At 48.7% G+C, this 20,893-nt stretch carries 19 protein-coding genes; 11 read left to right on the forward strand and 8 right to left on the reverse strand.

The window, feature by feature from the left end; translation table 11 throughout:
* Positions 1-28: 28 nt before the first annotated feature.
* The gene (locus tag MHM89_RS16210; RefSeq protein WP_239409221.1) at positions 29-1,912 is read left to right on the forward strand and encodes a propionyl-CoA synthetase; all 1,884 of its coding nucleotides are present in this window, start codon (positions 29-31) and stop codon (positions 1,910-1,912) included.
* 30 nt (positions 1,913-1,942) lie between these two features.
* Here MHM89_RS16210 and MHM89_RS16215 read toward each other — a convergent pair whose 3' ends face one another.
* On the reverse strand, positions 1,943-2,416 hold the full coding sequence (locus MHM89_RS16215) for a VOC family protein (RefSeq protein WP_239409222.1): 474 nt from the start codon (positions 2,414-2,416) through the stop codon (positions 1,943-1,945).
* 285 nt (positions 2,417-2,701) lie between these two features.
* Here MHM89_RS16215 and MHM89_RS16220 point away from each other — a divergent pair, with 285 nt between their 5' ends.
* From MHM89_RS16220 to MHM89_RS16230, 3 genes are read left to right on the forward strand one after another with little or no spacing between them, the layout of a single operon-like run.
* A complete protein-coding gene (locus tag MHM89_RS16220; RefSeq protein WP_239409223.1) occupies positions 2,702-4,162 on the forward strand; it encodes a hypothetical protein in 1,461 nt (486 codons plus the stop codon).
* Between the two features lies 1 nt (position 4,163).
* A complete protein-coding gene (locus MHM89_RS16225) occupies positions 4,164-6,275 on the forward strand; it encodes a LodA/GoxA family CTQ-dependent oxidase (protein ID WP_045978247.1) in 2,112 nt (703 codons plus the stop codon).
* Positions 6,276-6,317: 42 nt separating this feature from the next.
* Positions 6,318-7,436, forward strand: coding sequence for a tryptophan 7-halogenase (locus MHM89_RS16230; RefSeq protein WP_239409224.1), 1,119 nt, complete (start codon positions 6,318-6,320; stop codon positions 7,434-7,436).
* A gap of 31 nt (positions 7,437-7,467) precedes the next feature.
* Here MHM89_RS16230 and MHM89_RS16235 read toward each other — a convergent pair whose 3' ends face one another.
* The 3 genes from MHM89_RS16235 to MHM89_RS16245 are packed head-to-tail and all read right to left on the reverse strand — an operon-like array spanning position 7,468 to position 9,507.
* Positions 7,468-8,664 carry an MFS transporter gene (locus MHM89_RS16235; protein WP_239409225.1) on the reverse strand — a complete coding sequence of 399 codons (1,197 nt, stop codon included), beginning with the start codon at positions 8,662-8,664 and terminating at the stop codon, positions 7,468-7,470.
* Positions 8,665-8,667: 3 nt separating this feature from the next.
* Positions 8,668-9,012, reverse strand: coding sequence for a cyclophilin-like fold protein (locus MHM89_RS16240; protein WP_239409226.1), 345 nt, complete (start codon positions 9,010-9,012; stop codon positions 8,668-8,670).
* A gap of 12 nt (positions 9,013-9,024) precedes the next feature.
* Complete coding sequence (locus MHM89_RS16245) at positions 9,025-9,507, reverse strand: cupin domain-containing protein (RefSeq protein ID WP_239409227.1); 483 nt, start codon at positions 9,505-9,507, stop codon at positions 9,025-9,027.
* A gap of 208 nt (positions 9,508-9,715) precedes the next feature.
* On the opposite strand from MHM89_RS16245, the gene MHM89_RS16250 reads away from it, so the two are divergent.
* Positions 9,716-10,633 carry an AraC family transcriptional regulator gene (locus MHM89_RS16250; protein WP_239409228.1) on the forward strand — a complete coding sequence of 306 codons (918 nt, stop codon included), beginning with the start codon at positions 9,716-9,718 and terminating at the stop codon, positions 10,631-10,633.
* Here MHM89_RS16250 and MHM89_RS16255 read toward each other — a convergent pair whose 3' ends face one another.
* Complete coding sequence (locus MHM89_RS16255) at positions 10,634-11,074, reverse strand: cupin domain-containing protein (RefSeq protein WP_045978252.1); 441 nt, start codon at positions 11,072-11,074, stop codon at positions 10,634-10,636. It lies immediately after the preceding gene.
* 334 nt (positions 11,075-11,408) lie between these two features.
* On the opposite strand from MHM89_RS16255, the gene MHM89_RS16260 reads away from it, so the two are divergent.
* The 5 genes from MHM89_RS16260 to MHM89_RS16280 all read left to right on the forward strand — a co-directional run bounded on the left by MHM89_RS16260 (position 11,409) and on the right by MHM89_RS16280 (position 16,561).
* On the forward strand, positions 11,409-12,470 hold the full coding sequence (locus MHM89_RS16260; protein ID WP_239409229.1) for an alpha/beta hydrolase: 1,062 nt from the start codon (positions 11,409-11,411) through the stop codon (positions 12,468-12,470).
* Positions 12,471-12,523: 53 nt separating this feature from the next.
* Entirely contained in the window at positions 12,524-13,570 is a 1,047-nt protein-coding gene (locus MHM89_RS16265) for an NAD(P)-dependent alcohol dehydrogenase (RefSeq protein WP_239409230.1), read from the forward strand.
* 82 nt (positions 13,571-13,652) lie between these two features.
* Positions 13,653-15,053: an ATP-dependent RNA helicase DbpA gene (dbpA, locus tag MHM89_RS16270; protein ID WP_022945329.1), complete on the forward strand. Its 1,401-nt coding sequence runs from the start codon at positions 13,653-13,655 to the stop codon at positions 15,051-15,053.
* A 122-nt stretch (positions 15,054-15,175) separates the two neighbouring features.
* A complete protein-coding gene (locus MHM89_RS16275) occupies positions 15,176-15,799 on the forward strand; it encodes a trimeric intracellular cation channel family protein (protein WP_045978255.1) in 624 nt (207 codons plus the stop codon).
* Between the two features lie 129 nt (positions 15,800-15,928).
* On the forward strand, positions 15,929-16,561 hold the full coding sequence (locus MHM89_RS16280) for an SDR family oxidoreductase (protein ID WP_239409231.1): 633 nt from the start codon (positions 15,929-15,931) through the stop codon (positions 16,559-16,561).
* Positions 16,562-16,606: 45 nt separating this feature from the next.
* Here MHM89_RS16280 and MHM89_RS16285 read toward each other — a convergent pair whose 3' ends face one another.
* Complete coding sequence (locus MHM89_RS16285; RefSeq protein WP_239409232.1) at positions 16,607-18,622, reverse strand: TonB-dependent receptor; 2,016 nt, start codon at positions 18,620-18,622, stop codon at positions 16,607-16,609.
* Positions 18,623-18,858: 236 nt separating this feature from the next.
* The gene (locus tag MHM89_RS16290) at positions 18,859-19,104 is read right to left on the reverse strand and encodes a DUF3297 family protein (RefSeq protein WP_022945333.1); all 246 of its coding nucleotides are present in this window, start codon (positions 19,102-19,104) and stop codon (positions 18,859-18,861) included.
* Positions 19,105-19,337: 233 nt separating this feature from the next.
* Between MHM89_RS16290 and MHM89_RS16295 the strand changes: the two genes are divergently transcribed.
* Entirely contained in the window at positions 19,338-20,486 is a 1,149-nt protein-coding gene (locus MHM89_RS16295; RefSeq protein WP_239409233.1) for a hypothetical protein, read from the forward strand.
* 49 nt (positions 20,487-20,535) lie between these two features.
* Here the strand turns inward: MHM89_RS16295 and MHM89_RS16300 are convergent, their stop codons facing one another.
* The gene (locus MHM89_RS16300; RefSeq protein WP_239409234.1) at positions 20,536-20,784 is read right to left on the reverse strand and encodes a hypothetical protein; all 249 of its coding nucleotides are present in this window, start codon (positions 20,782-20,784) and stop codon (positions 20,536-20,538) included.
* Positions 20,785-20,893: the final 109 nt, after the last annotated feature.

Here is a 20,893-nt window from a genome sequence, read left to right on the forward strand (position 1 = left end):
TCTCACATGTAATACGAGGAAAATAATTATGGCGGGCGAATATCAGCGCATTTACCAGCAGTTTCAAAGCGACCCAGTGAAATTTTGGATGCACCAGAGCCAGCGCATCGATTGGCATACGCCACCCACTGAGGCTTGCCATCAAGACTCACAAGGGCTTTATCATTGGTTTGCCGATGCCAAACTCAATACCAGTTACTTGGCATTAGATAGTCACGTTAACCAAGGTTATGGTGAGCGCCCAGCGCTGATTTATGACTCACCCGTCACCGCCACGCAACAAACATACAGCTACCGCGAACTGCGCGATGAAGTGGCTCACTTTGCTGGAGTCATGCGTGAATTAGGCGTCGGCAAAGGTGACCGAGTGGTGATTTACATGCCGATGATCCCGCAAGCAGTGATAGCGATGCTCGCCTGTGCACGCTTGGGCGCCATTCACTCGGTGGTATTCGGCGGCTTTGCGGCGCATGAATTAGCGGTGCGCATTGATGATGCCACACCCAAGCTGGTGCTCGGCGCCTCTTGCGGCATTGAAGTAGAGCGTGTCATCGCTTACAAACCACTCATTGACGAAGCCCTAGCCAAGGCACATCATAAGGTGCAGCACTGTATTATTTACCAGCGCCCACAATGCCCTGCTGAATTGAGCCCCATGCGTGATGTTGACTGGCATCAAGCAATGCAAACAGCCACTGCCGTTGACGCTGTTCCCGTAGCCGGAGATCACCCCTTATATATTCTCTACACCTCGGGGACAACCGGCACTCCAAAAGGGGTCGTGCGCGAGCATGGCGGCCATGCCCTGGCAATGCATTACAGTATGGAAGTGGTTTACGCCATGAAACCGGCGGAGGTGTTTTGGGCTGCATCGGACATCGGCTGGGTGGTCGGCCATTCCTATATTGTATACGCGCCGTTGATCTACGGCTGTACAACGGTTTTGTACGAGGGCAAGCCAGTGCGAACCCCTGATGCCAGTGCCTTTTGGCGTGTGGTTGAAGAACATCACGTAAATGCGCTGTTTAGCGCGCCAACCGCTTTTCGCGCGATAAAAAAAGAAGACCCTAATGGCGCAGGGTTTAAGCGCCATAACACGCAAAGTTTACAGCGGCTCTTTTTAGCTGGAGAGCGCCTCGATCCGCCCACTTATGAGTGGCTAACCGAAACCACCCAGTTACCCGTATTAGATCACTGGTGGCAAACCGAAACCGGCTGGGCCATCGCCTGTAACCCTATAGGCATTGAACCTTTACCAATCAAAGCAGGCAGTGCCAGTGTGCCCACCCCCGGTTTTGATGTGCATATACTTGATGTTGATGGCACCCCCTGCGCTGCAGGTGAAAGTGGTGCAGTTGCCATTAAGTTACCACTGCCTCCGGGGTGTTTACCGACCATTTGGCAAAACAATGAGCGCTTCAAAGCCGGTTACTTAAGTACCTACCCCGGCTATTATCTCTGTGGTGATGGCGGCTACATCGATAAGCAAGGCTACGTGTTTATCATGGGCCGTATCGACGATGTGATTAATGTCGCCGGACATCGATTATCCACAGGCGAAATGGAGGAAATCGTTGCTGCCCACCCCGCTGTTGCCGAATGTGCGGTGTTTGGTATAAGTGATGCTTTAAAAGGCCAGCTGCCGATGGCAATGGTGGTGCTAAAAGACAGTTATTCCGGCACTTGGGCTGATATTCGCGCCGAGCTTATCAGCAGCGTGCGCACACAAATCGGCGCCATTGCCTGTTTAAAAGAAGTGCTGTGTGTTGAGCGTTTACCGAAAACTCGCTCGGGCAAGATACTGCGTAAAAACCTCCGTCAACTGGTTGATGGCGAAGCGCTGCAAATTCCCTCTACCATTGATGATGCCAGTATTTTCACCCAGATAGCACAACAATTACGCAGTGCCTAAAGACCCGGTGCCTACGGTAGTGGGCCCTCACTAAGCATCCTGTTGCTCGCTCATAAAGTCAGCCATACGCTGTTGCAGCTGCTCTGGACTGAGATCCTCTTGATGGGTAGCAATGGTCCAAATATGGCCAAAGGGATCTTCCAAGGTTCCTGCTCTGTCGCCATAAAATTGATCGTGTACAGGACGCAGCTCTTTTGCACCTACGTCAATAGCACGAGCGAACGTGGTATCAACATCCTCCACATACAACATCATACTCACGGGAGTACCACCGAGTTGGTGAGGACTAACAAAATGTTCATCGGGGCAAGCATCGGCCACCATCAAGTATGAATCACCTATTTTAAGCTCACCGTGAGCAATGCCGCCATCAGGCAACGGCATTTGCATTACGATTTCTGCGGCAAATACGTGTTGATAAAACGCCATCGCTTTCGCTGCACCATCAATAATTAAATAGGCAGTAAGCGAGTGAAACCCTTTGGGCTTGGCAGACACACTCATATGACCTCCGGTTATGTTAATCGCTCAGCTTTAGCTTAGTTGATGAGCCTATACAAACACAGACTACAACCAAGTTAAAACAGTTTAAGGTACAAATGTTATGCGCTGTAATTGTTATTTAAATGTTAACTAACTACATTAAATTTAGATGTTGAACCCATTATGGGGAGACCATCTATCGTGTTCTTTTACACCCACTGTTCTTTTATGGCCAACACTATTATTGGGTGCCTAAGGTAAAACAGGCCTGCTTTAAAAGGATTCTTTGTAGCAAGGAGATTATTGATGAAAACACCTGCCGCACTTGCGCTGCTAAGTAGCTCGCTGCTGACATTTAGCAGTCCCAACTCTGTTGCCGCCAGTTCCGACGACTTTAATGACCAACACTGCCAAGCGCCACAGAGTTGGCAAAGCTTTAAAAGTATCACTATGCCTGATGGCAATGACTTTAGCTCGTCTTCAAACTGCGAGTTCCACGCCTGGTCATGGCAGATGTTTATGTGGCTAATGCAAGAAGATCCACATAATACTGGACAACCACGCTTCCTAGGGTTTGAGACTCCTTATGATTTACTGGGTGTAGAAAACCGTGAAAGTTTACTGCCAAGAATGGCAAAGTCGAGCGATGCCAAAGCACTTGATGAGTATCTGCAAGCAGGCACTGAGGGATTACTCGTCGACAGACAAGGCAAACCTGTTTACTACTCTCAATACTTAAACCCTGAATTTGTCGATTTTGTCAGCGAGCATGATCTGACTAACTATAAAAGTGTACAGAAGATTGATCCATCTCTGAGCTTCGATATTAATGTTGCTGAGTTTAAAGCTTCTTGGAAAATCGTTGATGCGACCACCGCTAACAGTGGCCAGTATTTTGTTACCCGCCAACCGGTTTATAAGTTGGTAAATAAGGGTGGTCAAATAGTGGTGGATATAACGCAACAAAGCAACGAGTACTTGGCTCTGGTAGGGTTTCATATTGCAGGCGTGGTCAAAGGGCACCCGGAGATGATCTGGGCCACTTTCGAGCATAAAGACAACGCTCCCAATGTGTGCTCTAAGCCACAGAACAGTTATGACGATCCCTGCCCAGTAGTACAAAACATCGACCCCAACCAGATTGTCTCAGAGCGGGACTGGACGTTTTACAGTGCCAATACTAAGTACAAAGAGTGTAATTTAAACTACAGTGTTTCGGGCCGGCTCACACTTGACGAAAAAAGCCAAACACTTAGCCCTAGTACCCAAGTTTGTCGCCGTTATGCCTGGGGTAATGACGCCACCCAAGCCACCTTCAAAGCACCAACTAATATTCGAGTAGTACAACAACTGAACCACAGTGTCGATGATTTACTGGCCTCTAAGGGCTTTGCCCTGCCGCAAGATCGCCAATGGTTAAAAAATTATTTTGAGGTCTCGGCTATTTGGTTTGCCCAGGCAAATGCTCTTAAACCCGGACAAACACTGGCTACTAACGTCGATGACAAGGGACAGCAATTACTTATTGGCGGTTTACATTTATCAAACGCAACCATAGAGACCTTTACGCAAACACAAAGCACTATGGATAATTGTTTCCGCTGTCATAATAGTTCACAACGCTTTCCCCCGAATGGTTCACATAAACTGTCGCCATTAAAGCCCACCAACCTCAATATCAGCCATGCCTTTATGAATATTTATTTCTGGGATCAGGAAATGAAGCAGTACGTGAAGGAAAACCTAGCCAAAAAGGGAGAGAAATAACATGAGTACTAATACTATTTTTCGCGTTCACCCAGCCATCAACTTTGCTCGCGTTGGCAACAGTGAAGAGTTTTATATCGCTCCGGAGACAGCCGCCGGTGAGCTATTGGACAAATCATCGGGACTATTTGGTGGTTTACCTATTAAATGGGGAAGCGAAGCGACCCCTATCACTGCCGATGACTTTCGCGACCAGCAACAACGGGTAAAACGTCAAGCCGCACGCTTTCGTATCTACGCGTACGATGAACCACAAAGTAGCTACCCAAGTAATGACAAAGGCCGGGAAATAACCCTTGGCGATACCATCAATGGCAAGACCGTCAGCGATATTATTTGGCAAGTGCATGTAGCCAATAAAAAGAACAATAACTTTACAATTGCCGATAGTGAAGGCAATGAAGAGGGCATAAATAGCTACACTCATGGACAAACTCCGCCGTTGCGTAACCCCACTTATGGTCTTGACCCAAACATGCCAGAGCGCCTATTACAATTAGTCATAGACCCTGGCCCTCGTTGCATTCGTGCCAGTGATAGCAATACGGTAGTGCATTTTGATGCTCACACTACTGCCTCTTATATTGATCAACAGGGGCAAATTCAGCAACAGCCAAACTACCCCACTAGTTTCCCGAGCGATCATTTTGACAATCTCAATCCCAGTTCCGGTGACATTACCACCCTAGGTGAGCTGCGAGTCGAGTCTAATACTGGGCGTTTAGTCGTTACTGGGGGGTACGGTAATGCTTTTGCTTTTAAAAAAGGTAACTATGGCGCAGGTGCGCATATGAGTGAAGCGCAAAAGCGAAAGGTTGAGCTCAATGGCGCTATTGATAATGATGGGTGGTTCGATGACGTTGCCGATGGCCCAGTGCATGCAACGATTGTGTTCGATGATGGCTCAACAGCTCAAGTTGTCGCCGGTTGGTTTGTATCGACCGATCCCGCCTATGCTCCGCAAACGCGAAACATTGTCTCAACGTGGGATGATATTTTTAATACCTGGGTGGAGCATCTCAACCTTATTCCTGACCTCTATAGCGAAGGCCAGTATAACAGCAACTACAAAGCCTCTTTTAATGGCGATGTTTTACCTATATTGCATGGTGCGTTTTTACAACGCTGGAATACCAATCTACCGAATAAGGGAATACAAGGGCACAACTTTATCGCTAAAATTAAACCTTCCGACAACCCTAAAGAGTTCATCAAAGACTTCGATGGCTTGATACGCAACCCTAACTTGCCTGCTGATGATAGCGAACGCACGAAAATGCCATTGTCGCTGGGCGATGCAACGAAGAGCTTTTTATCGTTATCTACCACCCAGTACTTCCTTATGAAACAGTGGTACGAAGGTCACAGTGAAGAACAAGCACCCAACCTAGGTGAGGGTGAAAAGCTTGATAAAGTAGTTCTAGAAAACTGCTTGGGAGGACGCTATTCGCCAGGCATTGAGCTGACCTTCATTGTGCGTGATACACACCTTTATAAAGTAGACAATAGCAATGGTGTAGCCACGATTCCCGCCACACAAGGACCATTTAGGATAAACGAGCAGCCATTGGATTATAGCCATGCGAGTAAAGCACAGCCGTTCCTAAGTTTTGGCTATATACCCAATAACAGTGCCAAAGTAACCCCCGGAGATTTAAGTAAGTTTATGGCACAACCTTGGCATACCGATTACAACAGTTGTGCCGTGCATGAGCCTGATCCCGTGCCCCCTGCAAGTAACACCTTGTATTGGTCCTGGCCTGCCCAACGCCCGGTTCAAGTGCACCCAGCCAATTTGTGTACATTTAACGAACAACAAGGCACTTGGAACCTTGGCGGACAACTCTTTAGTATTCGCGGTGATGCTGATGGTGAGGATAACTTAACCTACTCAGATTACCCGCAAAATGTAGGCCGGTACCGTCAGTACCTCGATTACTTGGCTAATTGGCATAAAACCGGATTTATTATTCAAGGTCACCAAGTAAGTGCTCCTAAAGGTGATAACTATGGTAGCGACAAGTTCGTTGAAGTAGAGAGCTTGTATCAGTCGAATGGGCAGTTGGTACAGCCTTGGCCAACTTCAGTGATCCCAGAGCCAACTAGTAAATAACGCTTGATAGCCGGTTCTTTTGGGACCGGCTAAGGATTAACTATGACTGACGATGTCTTGATCATTGGTGCTGGGCCTGCTGGGATTGCCACTGCAATCGCAATCAAAAAGCAGGCACCACATTTGACTGTTACACTCGTTGATGCCGCAACCAGTGCCAAAGCAAAGCTTGGTGAAACTATTCCACCAGCTGCTAACGAGGTGCTTAGGCGAATACTTGGCGAGCATTCAGAGGAGCTTTTATCTAAGCACCTCATTTGCCCAGGGTCGATTTCGCGATGGCATAATGAACAAGTTGGCTTTAATGACTTTTTCTTTGCCCTGACAGGCCAAGGATATCATTTAGATCGACAGCTTTTTGAACATGACCTAAGTACTTATGCCTGCCAACTGGGTGTCACATTATTACGTGGTGCAAAAGTTAACGCTGTCGCTGCAAGTACCACTGGCTTTCGCTTGTCTGTACACTTTGGGAGTGACAAGAAAGTATACCATGCCCGCTTTGTGGTGGATGCGAGCGCTCAGCAGCGCCGCCTGACCCGTACTTTAGAAGTTGCAGAAAACACCTTCGATGAAGTGCTCTATCTCAGTGCGCTTGTCTCAGTTGAGCAATCGCCTTCATGCAGTGAGCGTACTGTGGTTGAGGCACAGCCTTATGGATGGTGGTATGGCGCAGCCTTACCTGGTAAGCAATTGATGCTAATGTTATGTACCGACCGCGATAATGTTGCTCAATATGGTCTTGATAACAGTTACGAATTTTTATGTCGGGCCTGCGAAAACGGGTTATTTCAGTATGGGTTTAACCACTTACGTAATTACAGCGCTAATGAGATACATATAACAAAGCGGCGCGTAAGCTCAGGTATTCTTAGTAAGGTTATTGGTAACAACTGGCTGGCAGTAGGCGATAGCGCAAGTAACTACGATCCCATCTCCTCTGCCGGTATTACCAAAGCGCTCATACATGGTGAACTCGCAGGTAAAGCCATTGCTGAGTGTTTCCAATATGGCAGTGAAGAGGCTTTACTGGCTTATGAGCAGCGTGTTTTTGCCGATTTTAATCAATATATAGCGCTTCATGCACAGCATTACGGTTGCAATCAACGCTTTGCTGACGCCTCATTTTGGCAAGCACGACGCGCCGTAACACAGGCTTAGTAACACATAGGTTATATAAACTTACCCATTATTAAGTGGGTTTGCTGGGCTCTGCCCTGTTAGCGCTATGAAGAGTGCAGCTAAGTAGAGCGATTAGCGCGGTAATACCGGCAAGCACTGCGTACCCACAAAATAAAGTAAATACACCCACATAGTTAGCAGCGATACTCGCAACTAAAGCAGGCAACACCGCCCCCAAATACGAGACCATGTAAACACTTGCCAGCATCCCTGCGCGATGTTCTCGGCTAATATCTGCCATCAACACAGACATTCCCGCGCTACTGGCAACCCCTTGCGCAATCCCCACACTCAAGCTCGCAGCCAAAAAGACTTCGAGCCAACCGAAATAGAGCGCACAGGCAATAACCATAAGGGCCGTTACTAAAATCAACATCGCCACCCCAATCGCGCGCTGGGCAACGAACCTGCCCGCGAGCGCCCCACCCAAGGGGGTGAGCACCATCACTGAGGAAAATGCCAACGCACTGATAAGGGCATTATCACTGCCCAGCGCAGTGGCGACAATTTCCGGCCCAAACGCTTGGTAGAACCCACCAATAGACCAAGTAGCCACCACCACAGCTGACAAAGTGACAAACGGCCTCAATGCTGCTTTGGGCATGTAGAAATCAGGCGTTAGTGCTGAGCGCACATTGCCTTTACGCTGCACCGTTTCCTCGCATTGAAGTAGTAGTCCAAGTAGCATCACCGCCACAGTGGCTATCAAGGTGTAAATGAGTAATTTTGGCGCAGGAGCATAGTTCACGAGTAAGGCACAGCTTACCGCTCCCAAAGGGATACCTATCATGGGTGCACAACTGGTGATCAGTGCCACCCATGATTTACGTCTATAGCTTCCCAAATCGGTGACATAAGCACCTACGGAACTTGCAGCCACACCGCACGCAAATCCCTGTAAGGCTCGTGCAATGAGCAGCGCAAGCGAGGTTTGCTTGGCAATCATAGTGACACAAGAAAGTAAGACACACAGTAGCGCTGCCACGGCCATAGGCTTGCGACCGAGATGATTTGATAACCTTCCAAATACCAATAAAGCCAGTGCAGCAGCAATAAAGTAGGCTAGTGAAACCCAGCCTAAGTCGCTATGCGAAAGGCCATCTTGCGCACGATATACATTAAAGAGTGAAATTGGCGCGCCGGCGCAAGCAAACACCAAAATTTGTATACTCGCGGCGACAAAAAATGCCTGGTGCTTCGCTATCATTGCTTATTGCGCTCGAATACACACAGTATCATCAATTGCCAATAGTGCACAGAGATCCCCTGTTAACGCGCCTAGCTTCACCAACCCTTTGGCGTAGACGGTGTGGCGATAAAAAATCGCCAAGTTCCCCCAAGGAGCATAGTAAGCGATATCTCCAGGCTCACCTGCACAACCTGCTGGGGCTTCGGATAAACTCAACTCCTTCGGTAAATTGGCAATTTTCTCTGCTTGAGCAAAATCACTGAGCGACACCAGCAAAGGCAATAGGGCATAGAAATCTCGTGCCGCAGGGGTATCCAGCAGGGTGCCAGTCAATGCTGTCTCGCCTATAGTTAAACTAATATGCATAAGCCCCCGCACCTAAGGCTGATACTGCTTATCGGTCACGGCCTCCATCCAAGTCACGACACTGCCTTGGTGCGACTCTTGAATAGCCATATGTGTCATTGCCGTGCGCGCAGTCGCACCATGCCAATGTTTCACATTCGCAGGGATGTGTACGACATCACCAGGCTCAATCACTAAACGCCGACCCTGCCACTGCTGTACCCAACCCTGACCCGAGGTAACAATTAACGTTTGCCCTCGTGGATGAGTATGCCAATGTGTGCGACTGCCGGGCTCGAACGTCACATTCGCACCGCCGGCACGGGTCTGTGGTTGCGGCTGAAATAGGGGTTCCACGCGCACCGCGCCGCTAAAGTATTGCTCAAGCCCCTGCAGAGGTAACTGGCTACCGTTAACTTGTACGCTGATTTGCGCCTCAGGAGCGCTTTGTGCCATGGCCTGAGTCGCCATTGTCAGGCCAATAATTAACATCAACGTCGGAATAATCGCTTTCATAGGTCATCTCCTCAGATTAAGTAGGTGTAATCAACAGCTGTGATTTGCGCTGTCGATTGCATCTATTTTTTCTGAGTTCAGCCTATCTCGGTAGTATATTATTCCGCTTTACTTGCCTATAACTCTGAGTGTACAGAACAATTTCTAGGCAAGCTTTATTCTGTGCATTACACTCACAGTTACCCACTCCATCGCCGTAGACAAGACTATGAACACAGAGCAAAACCGTATCAGTGCCATCAGCAATGAGTTGGCTGCAATGATCGAACGCCACAATCAGGGCCAAGCGATGCAAGAAACCGCGATTGAAGGGTTGGCATTTTATCGCCAAACAGAGCCCGCCGATTCGTGTTCATTGTGTGTGGTTGAACCAAGCATTGCTCTGGTGGTGCAAGGTGCGAAAAGCATGACCTTAGGGGACCAAGAGTTTCGTTACGACCCTTATCACTTTCTCATTACATCACTGGATTTACCGGCAAGAATGCAAGTGTTGGAGGCGAACGACCAAGCACCATATCTAGGCCTTGTTCTTAAGTTTGATTTGGCGGTGATGAGCGAGCTAATCGTTCAAGCGCCACTGCAAAAAGAGCCCCCCAGCGAGCATGACAAGGGCATGGTACTGGGGACTATGACCACGACCTTACTCGGTGCTTGCCTGCGCTTAGTTGCGCTGCTCGATGAACCCGATTCACAGGCGGTATTGGCGCCGCTTATCAAGCGTGAGATGTTCTGGCGGGTGCTGATCAGTGAGCAAGGGGCACGGTTACGCCAAGTGGTCTCTGCTGGCAGCCAGGGGCTGCGAGTAGCACGTGCCATCGAGTGGCTGAAAACACACTACCAAGAACACCAAAGTGTTGATGAGCTGGCCGACATGGCGCAAATGAGCAAGTCCACCTTCCATCATCATTTTCGCCAACTCACCGCCATGAGCCCATTGCAATATCAAAAGCGCTTGCGCTTGCTTGAAGCCCGTCGGCTTATGCTCGGCGAGCAATTCGATGCTTCAAGTGCGGCTTACAAGGTGGGCTACGAAAGCCCATCGCAATTCTCTCGCGAATATTCGCGTTTGTTCGGCACTTCCCCCAAACGCGATATCGCTGCGCAGCGCCAGCAAATTAAAGGTTAACTAAGGTGCTTCACTGGCCTTAACTACAGGCGCCAAATAATGCTCATCGCTCACTGCTTCAAACCATTGCACAGCCTCACCATTCAGCGCCTCTTGCACCGCGATGTGCTGCATCGGTTCACTACTGGTTGCACCATGCCAGTGACGACGACCACAGTTACACCAAATCAAATCACCCGGCCCGATCTGCGTTTTCTCACCCCCTTCACATTGGGTCCAACCGATGCCCTGAGTGACCACCAAAATTTGTCCCAATGGGTGTGAGTGCCAGTGTGTACGTGCGCCAGCAGCAAAATTAACAACCGCAGCACCTAATCGTGATGGTGCCGGGGCGTTAAATAAACTATTAATAGTTACCGAGCCGGTAAAACATTCCGCAGGGCCCGTTATGGGTTCACTCTGGTGCGCCCGGATAACGCTCATATCTTCACTTTTTGACATGGTTTTCTCCCGTTTCTAAAAACACCTAGTAGTGATTACAGTAACGATGATTTGTGCCTAATAGAATGCCAAAAACAGCAGCATCATTGCCTGATTGTAGCTCGCGCTTGAAAACGAAGAATAACGTCTACATTAGCTCTGCAAAGTAACCCGATATTCGATAGTCAGCGGTAACCCTTTTCCTATCACTCATACTTTTAGGCAAGAACCGAACAGCTTTGTGTCTATTTAACAACCAGCCTTTACCTGATAATGAGCTCACCAACGCAACACATTGTGCGCACTTGGTAACCCTAGTGATCACCAACACTGTGTTGCACAACCGGAGGTTCTGATGAAAGCCACATTTATAAATCCATTCACTAGCGTGCTTATCTGCTCGGCCCTATGGGCAAGTGCAACCCTAGCTGCAAATAATGCCCATACTGCACAGGTGAGTCACGGAGCCAATAACTTCTATCAAAGCGAGCGTATCTCTATGCAAAAAGTTACATTCAACAATCAATATCACATGCAGGTTACCGGTAATTTATACCTGCCCGAAAACATGCAAGCGAATGAGCGCAAACCTGCAATTATCGTGGGTCACCCAATGGGAGCGGTGAAAGAGCAAAGTGCCGTACTCTATGCACAAAAGCTTGCGGAAATGGGTTTTGTCACATTGGCCATTGATCTGTCATTTTGGGGTGAAAGCGAAGGCAGCCCGCGCAATGCCGTGCTACCAGACATGTATGCCGAAGATTTTAGTGCCGCAGTCGATTACTTAGGCTCCAACGAGCATGTCGATGCCAAACGTATCGGAGTACTGGGCATATGCGGCAGCGGTGGCTTCGCAATCAGTGCTGCGAAAATCGACCCGCGTATGAAAGCCATAGCCACGGTGAGTATGTATAACATGGGGGCATTCACTCGCAACCTTTATAACCAGTCGCAAACGCTGGCACAACGTAAACAAGTGATCGCTCAAGCTGCTGCGCAGCGTGACGTTGAGTTTGCAGGCGGTGAAACTCAATACACCGGCGGCACTCCTCATGAAATCAATGACGATTCACACCCCATAGCTAAAGAGTTTTACGATTTTTACCGCACACCACGCGGCCAATATACGCCTGCGAGCTCCTCACCTGAGCTGACCACGCACCCTACGCTTAGCAGCAATACTAAGTTTATGAATTTTTATCCGTTTAATGACATGGAACTGATCTCGCCGCGTCCGCTACTTTTTATTTCCGGCGACCAAGCGCATTCCATTGAATTTAGCCAAGATGCCTATGCCCGCGCAGCTGAGCCCAAAGAGCTCTACCTAGTTGAAGGCGCCGGCCATGTTGACTTATATGATCGTGTTGAGTTGATCCCATTTGCTAAGCTCGGCGACTTTTTCAACACCCATCTATAATTTGCTGACCTCAGGGCAGTCTATCACTGCCCTATCATTATTTTGGAGGCTTTATGAAAACCACAGGCTATGCTGCACATTCACATGACACACCATTGGTGCCTTATGAATATAATTGTCGGCAGTTACGAGAGGACGATGTCGCCATCGAGATCCTCTACAGTGGCGTTTGTCACAGTGATTTGCACACCGTAAAAAATGATTGGGGATGGACGCTTTACCCTAGTGTGCCTGGCCATGAGATCGTCGGCCGAGTCATTGCGGTTGGTGCCAAAGTTACAGGTTACAACAAAGGTGATCATGTGGCGGTAGGCTGTATGGTCGATAGCTGCCAACAATGCAGCCAATGTCACGCAGGCGAGGAGCAGTTTTGTGAGCACGGTTTTACCCAAACCTATAATAGCCCAGACCCCCATACTAAAGAGATCACTAAAGGCGGTTATGCAAAGAACATCGTGGTGCGCGAGGAATTTGTACTCGCTGTGCCAGCGGCGCTCGATTTAGCAAAGACCGCACCTTTGCTCTGCGCGGGCATTACCACCTATTCGCCCCTGAGAACATGGAATGTTGGCCCAGGCAGTCATGTCGCTGTCATTGGCATGGGTGGACTCGGTCATATGGCTGTGAAGCTTGCTGTTGCTATGGGAGCACATGTAACGGTTGTCAGTCGCTCTGCACATAAAAAAGCGGATGCCGAAGCCTTGGGCGCCGACGCTTTTTTACTTTCCAATGATGAGCACAGCATAGAGCAGGCCGCCAGCACCTTTGATCTTATCGTTGATACGGTGCCAGTAAAACACGATGTTACGCCCTATGTGCCGCTACTAAAAATAGATGGCACCTTGACCTTAGTCGGGCAAGTAGGCCCGATGGCCGAAATGAACACGGTGCCTTTAGTCATGGGTCGTCGTCGTATTGCCGCATCGCTCATTGGGGGGATTGCTGAAACTCAAGAAATGCTCGATTTTTGTGCGCGAATGAACATTTTGCCGGAAGTGGAAATGATCACCATGGAGCAGATAAATGAGGCGTTTGAACGACTTGAGCGCGCCGATGTGCATTACCGCTTTGTCATTGATATGCAAAAATCCACTTTTTAAAGTTCGGTGGGTCAAGTGGCAGCACTTGACCCTCATTATTATCGTCACGAACGTGTTATAATGGCGTTTTGTACTCAATAAGATGAACCTTGCCGTGACTGCATTGCCCTTTTCCTCCACTCCACTGTCCCCTGCGTTGTTAGATAACCTCGCATCATTGGGGTATCACTCGATGACCGATATTCAAGCGCAAACCTTGCCGCTTATTTTGGCCGGCAAAGATGTCATTGGTCAGGGCAAAACCGGTTCAGGTAAAACCGCAGCATTCGCTTTGGGGTTACTGCATAACCTCAATGTACAGCGCTTTCGAGTACAGTCTCTGGTTGTCTGCCCCACTCGTGAGCTGGCCGACCAAGTGGCGGTCGAAATCCGCAAGTTAGCACGCGCAATCCATAATATTAAGGTGTTAACCTTATGTGGTGGTGCACCGATGGGCCCACAAATTGGGTCGTTGGAGCATGGTGCGCATATTGTTGTCGGTACCCCAGGGCGCATTGAAGAGCACTTGCGTAAGGGCCGCCTCAGTTTAGATGAGGTAAATACCTTTGTGCTTGATGAGGCCGATCGCATGCTGGAAATGGGCTTCGAACAGCCGCTGCAATACATTGTTGACCACTGCCCTGCGGTGCGACAGAACCTGCTCTTTAGCGCCACTTATCCGGCAAAAATAGAACAGCTCGCTCAACATGTTATGCACAATCCGGAAAAAATCACCGTTGAGTCCACCCATGATCATGCCACTATCGAGCAGTATTTCTACGAGGTGGACGACAATGCCATGCGTATGCAAGCAACGCAAAAGCTGTTATTGCACTTTGCTCCCAGTGCAGCGGTTATTTTCTGCAATACTAAGGCACAATGCCAAGAGCTCTGCGATAGCCTGCGCCAGTGTGGCTTTGATTGTGGTGCACTGCATGGCGATTTGGAACAAAAAGACCGTGACCGTACGTTAGTGCGCTTTGCTAACCAAAGCATGAGCGTGCTGGTTGCCACCGATGTCGCCGCTCGTGGCATTGATGTTGACCATGTTGATATGGTCATTAACTACCATATTGCGCACGACCCTGAGGTGCACGTGCATCGTATTGGCCGCACCGGTCGGGCTGGCAATAAAGGGGTTGCATGTTCATTGATGAGCTATAAAGAATCCCACAAGGTCAACGCTTTAGAAGATTATCTAAATACCACAGTGGAGCCAACAGACTTACCTAACGACAACGTGTTTGGTAATCCCGTTAAACGTGCGCCTATGGTCACAATTCAAATCGATGGTGGTAAAAAGTCTAAGCTGCGCCCCGGTGATATTCTTGGTGCCTTGACGGCAAAGGATGCGGTGAAAGGCGCACAAATAGGTAAAATCAAAGTCACGGCGATCAGCGCTTATGTCGCAGTGGAACGAAAAGCAGCTAATACCGCCTTGAAGGTGATCAGCGAAGGCAAAATGAAAGGCCGACAATTTCGCGCTCGTAAACTCACTAAGTAACATTCCATTGGCCGCACATTGCTGCGGCCTGCTACCCACTTTGTCATTCAGTATCAATACACCTTGCTTTAGTTAGCGTTGCCTGTTCAGGAACTCTTTTTCACCTGCAATGGAGGCCTTCGGTGACATCTGACTACTTTGAGTTTTTAAGCATTATTGGCGTCGCATTTTTTGCCATTTCTGGTACTTTGCTAGGCCATGATAAAAACATCGGCGGTTTTGGTGTCGTCGTTGTTGCTTCAGTCACCGCGCTTGGCGGCGGCAGCCTGCGCGATGTGTTGCTAAATCAACCAGTATTCTGGATAGACAACCCCAACTACCTCTATGCCACCTACAGCGCTATTTTTATCACGGTGTTGTTTATCCGCCACCTTCCCAATGTATCGAGTTACTACATGCTGTTACTTGACGCCATTGGCATGGCTATTTTCAATATCGTCGGCATTGAGAAGTCGCTACTGCAAGGCACCGATATGATCGTGGCCATCACCATGGGGATGACCACAGGCATATTTGGCGGCTTACTGCGGGATGTGATTTGCGCCGAAGTCCCTCTCGTTATGCGCCAAGAGCTTTACTCTACAGCCTGTCTGTTGGGAGGGCTGACTTATGCCGTGCTATTTCATTTAGATATTGCTTACCTGTGGTGCATTATCGGGTCTGTGTTGGTCACTGTGCTGCTGCGCCTTGGCGCAATTCATTGGGGTTGGCAACCGAGTATATTCAAGAAAGGCCGAATGCAGTAATGCCAACCATTTTATAATTTGGGGTTTAAATCATATGCTCCGCCCCAAGGTTTTAACTGTACACCTTTTTAAGCCGTGGGTGATGACCTCACCGGCACGGGAAAATAGCAGAACTTTAAGGAGCGCGATATGAAAACCCTGATCATCGGAGCCAGTGGTCAAATCGGCAAAATGACGACCGCGAAACTGTTAGCCCAAGGGCACGAAGTCGTGGCCTTAGTACGCGATAAAAGCAAGCTAAGTGACTTGCCCCAACAAGGGCTAACTATTATTGAGCAAGATTTGGAAAATGATTTTAGCGCTGCCTTTGATAATTGCACACAAGTGATCTTTGCTGCAGGCTCTGGGGCCAGTACCGGGGCTGATAAAACCTTACTCATTGATTTATGGGCTGCAAAGCGGGCCGTGGATTTTGCGAAAGATCATAAGCTTGCACACTTTATTATGGTGAGCTCAATTGGTGCCGACGCACCTGATAATATTGAAAGCAGCATAAAGCCCTATTTGGTAGCCAAACACATGGCCGATGAGCAACTGATAAACAGTAGCCTTGATTACACCATCGTGCGCCCGGGTACTTTGCTCAATGAACCAGCGACCAAAAAATACCGTATCAAGCGCCCAGAGTCGCGCCAAGACGCGGTGATCTCTCGCGAGAACGTGGCAGAGGCGCTGGTGTATATCGCTGGCAAAGACAGTAAAACGAGCCAAGTGTTTGAGCTGTTTGATGGTCCCGAACCAATCACTTCGCTCATAGATTAAAGCCAATGCGCCTAGCCCCAAGCTGGGCGCTCATTTTTACGCCAATTAAAACAACCAGCTTACCGAGAGTCTCAACGTCCGTGGTTCAATGGGATGAAAGTGAATATCCGCAACACCCTCATCTGCCTCACCCGGCAAGCGAGAACTGTAGTAGTAGTCAATATCATGATCCTGACTGTTAAACATGTTGAGTAGCTCGACATCCACTTTCCAGTGGGTTTGACGATAACTGAGCAACCCATTGACCACACTCAGAGGCTGCGAACGTCGCTCGCCGTCGGCACTGAGTATGCGCTTGCCAATATGACGAAAACGTAACGAGCTCAACCACAACTCATTGATATGCCAATTGACACCAGCACTTGCCACTACGGGTACTGCGCCCTCGACGCGATCATCCTTAGTGCCATTTCGTAAGCGCGAACGCGTGAACGACGCTTCCATATCAACACTAAAGCGCTCATTGAGCCAATAATAAGCACTCAGCTCCAAACCATAGCGCCGCGAAGCATCACTGGCCTCGGTATTACCGGCATCACCAACAAATAGTAGCTCCGAGTCTAACTCTAACCACCATAGAGCGGTTGAAAAATTAAACTGCTGCTCATCGAAATAGCGCACGCCTATTTCACCTCCTTCGCTGCGTACAAGTAGGTCAACCTGCTCTGTCGCCTCCAGGGTGATAGGGTCTAGATTTATCGTTGCTCCGCGAGCATCATTGGAATGAAACCCTTGAGCAAAATTAAAATAGCCGGCCCATTGCGGCGTAAAGAGGTAGTTTATGTTCGCCTTCACGCTGAATAAGTCATCGCTGGCATCGCCGGAGTTACTTGGGTTATCACTTTGCACATTGGCTTCTAGATAGTCATAACGCAGACCTAGATTAGCTTCGAGCTTTGAGCTAATGATTATCTGCGAATGCCAATAAGCACTGTAACTACGCTCATCAATACTGTCTTCACGCACAGTACTTAAACGCTGACGCGCACGTGTATTATACAGCCCCACTTCACCGACATTATCGTTACGCAGGGTGATCCCGACGCGGTGCTCGATGGGCCAGGGCGTCTGTTGTGAAAAGGTATACCCTAGCGCTGCGCCGCTGATCACCCGCTCATCATATTGCTGAAATTGATCGCCATTGATGGGGTCGTTGAGAAAGTAAGTAAAATTCGAAAACAAATCCAATTTATAGTCAATAAGATAGGCACTTGCGCTAACGCGTTGCCCTTGCCAATTGGCTGATACACTGTAGCGACTGGAATGCCCCCCTAAGGTTTTATCTAAAGAACCTAACTCTGTTATTATTCCTTGGCGTACCGCGCGACGTGGTATTTGGTCGGCGGCATTCCAACGATTGTCGTAGGCCATTGCCGTTATAGACATATCGCCGTCCCAAGCGCGGCCTACATAACGTAGCAACGCATTTTTCTTGCTGATATCTTCATTGATATCTTGCCAAGGGCCGTCATAACCTTGCCATTGTGCAGCGCCAATAACCTTGCCTTGCCCCGCTGCAACACTCGCCATCGCAACCGCTCGAGTATAGTTATCCTCACCAATACTCAACGTTAACTGCTGATGTGTGGGGTTATCAGCAAGGTGAAAGTAGGCACTGCCGGCGCTGGAGAAATCTCCTTGCTCTGCGTGATAACTGCCCTTTTGATAGGTAATGGTGGCAATCGTTTCAGGAATAATAAAATTAAGATCGGTATAACCTTGACCGTGCCCATGACTGCGCATATTAATGGGCATGCCATCGATATAGGTCGCAAAATCGGTGCCGTGATCTAAGTTAAAACCACGAATAAAATACTGATTCGCTTTACCCGAGCCGCTGTGTTGTGTCACGGCCATACCCGGTATAAACTCTAGCATTTCTGCGCTACGCAACATGGCCCGGCTATCAATTTCACCCTGACCTATCACGCCACTTGATGCGCTAATCGACTCACCAATAAGGCTACTGCGGTGCCCATACACGGTGATCGTTTCTACATTAGCCGACAATGGATGAGCCGTAATCGCCCCGAGAGAAAGTAGTAATGTGTTAAACCTCATGGCTTGTTCCTTGTTACCAGTTAATATCAAAGGTGGTAACGGACAAGCACTGATTTTGGATGCAAAAAAGGAAAGTTAGTTAGAAACGATAGCCCACTGTCAGTGTCACTGATAATGCAGCGGTAAGCGAAAAGGGTAACTGCCAGGCGTGCGGCTAACAATAGCCGCCTGCAAACTGCGCCAGAGCAAGGGGGTGTGTAAAGTTCAGGCAAGCTCACAACGGCCTGCCCAACGGATTAACGGTAGAAGACCTCAACCGTTCCTTTGCTTTTAATCAACAGAGGCTGACCGCGACGGTCGCGGGCTTTCGGATGGGCTACTTTAATCCAGCCTTCACTGATGCAGTACTCTTCTACATCATTACGCTCTTTATCATTGAAACGCACGCCAATATCGTGTTTTAGCACTTCTTCATTGTAATGTGGGCTGCGCGGGTTAATCGAAAGCATATTGGGAATATCAGGTTTGCTGTTGTCGGTCATGATGACGTATCTCTACAAATAAACGTAGGCGCTATTGTAGGTAATCCCATCCTTAGGCTCAATTATTAAAGTTGCCGATAGGAAAATAATCTCGCCTATGTTGCTTTCGTTGGCAATGTACTTCAAACAAGTGTGCTTAGCCTTATCGCCAATAGAGCTGAATTATTTGCGCTCAGCTCTCAGACGTAGGATAGTGATACGCGGTTTAAATGCTGTAACTACATAGGATAATCATGTTCAAACTATTGCTAGCTTCGAGTTTAGTCTTTTCTTGTGCCACCGCTTTGGCCGCCAACCTTACGGTGGAAGAGCAGCGTCTACCCGCAGCTGCTGAAGCAATGCCCAACGTAACCAGCGCCTTTGCCAGTGATGTAAGCGCGTTTGCACAACAGTGGCAAAAACTAAAGAGCTTCGAACGTGCTCAGGATGTGGTTTATGATTACGCCAACCAGTTGTGGCGCAACGCCAAACAGCGTATCACAACGAAAAAAGATTACGATGACCGCACATTGTATTGGGCACGGTTACAGTCGAGTAAGATTATTCGTGCCACTAACCCACACTTTGCGCTCAGCGATGCGCAGCGTCAAAGCTTACTCAACACCCTAGAGCGAGGCAGCCGAGGACAATACGACTTAGCGTACAGCCAGGGCACTGAGAAAAAGATTCTGATCACCGGCTTTGACCCTTTTTTGCTTGATGAACACATTGACCAAAGTAATCCTTCAGGGGTCGCTGCATTGTTATTAGATGGGCAGGTGCTCAGCCACAAGGGTATACGCGCAGAAATTAACACCGTGATGATCCCGGTGCGCTATAAAGACTTTGATGAAGGTCTGGTTGAAGCATTGCTAGCGCCCTACTACGCGCTCAACAACGTTGATATGGTCGTCACTATCAGTATGGGCCGAGAGCACTTTGATTTAGAGCGCTTTCCAGGTAAGCGCCGCAGCGTGACCGCTCCCGATAACGCCAATATAGTTTATGGGGGCACGCAAACCGCACCGAAAATATCCAGCCTTAATGGCCGCCCTCTTCCCGGTGCAGAGTTTGTTGAATTCAGTTTGCCAGTCGCGCACATGCAAAAAGCGCAAGGCCCCTATGAAATCAATGATAATCATGAAGTAACCACTCTAGAGAAGACATTTAAGCCTAGTTCGTTGGCCGAGCTGGAAGGTGCAATCGCGGTCAATGGCGGTGGCGGTGGCTACTTATCGAATGAAATCTCTTACCGCAGTATTCGCTTGCGCAACGAGCTTAATTCAGATGTACCTACAGGACATATTCACACCCCTCGCATTGCGCAGTTTGAGCCACAAACGGAAGCGAAAATCGTAGCGCAAATTAAAGCCATGCTAAAGCAAAGCTTAACAGCGCTATAACTGTTAAGTGAGGCTGCCTAGCTAGGCAGCCTCTGACCTCAGCGCGTCTTTAATGACGCTGCTGCGGTGCATTACGCACTAAATCTTTACCATTATCGTACACCTCTTGAGTCACCCAGCGCCCAAGTAGTAGCTGGTGATTGTCATCGAGTACCGCAATAAAAGGTCGGCCATCGGCATTGTTAGTCGCCAGGGCAATGCCAGCCGCATTGTCTAAGCCTAATTTGCCGCTTTCCACCGAGCGCAGAAACACCTCTAATTCCTCTAGCGTATCAATAATGTCATTATCGTTTATCATTTTAGGTTCTCAATTACCGCTTAAAGCGCAAAGGGTAGCAACTCTTGCTCGACAGATAAACATGGCTGTGCCATGTTGCATCAGAACTCAACAAGTTAAGTCTGTTGGT

Origin of the sequence: Pseudoalteromonas sp. CNC9-20 (assembly GCF_022347875.1) — a bacterium.
GTDB lineage: Bacteria > Pseudomonadota > Gammaproteobacteria > Enterobacterales > Alteromonadaceae > Pseudoalteromonas > Pseudoalteromonas ruthenica.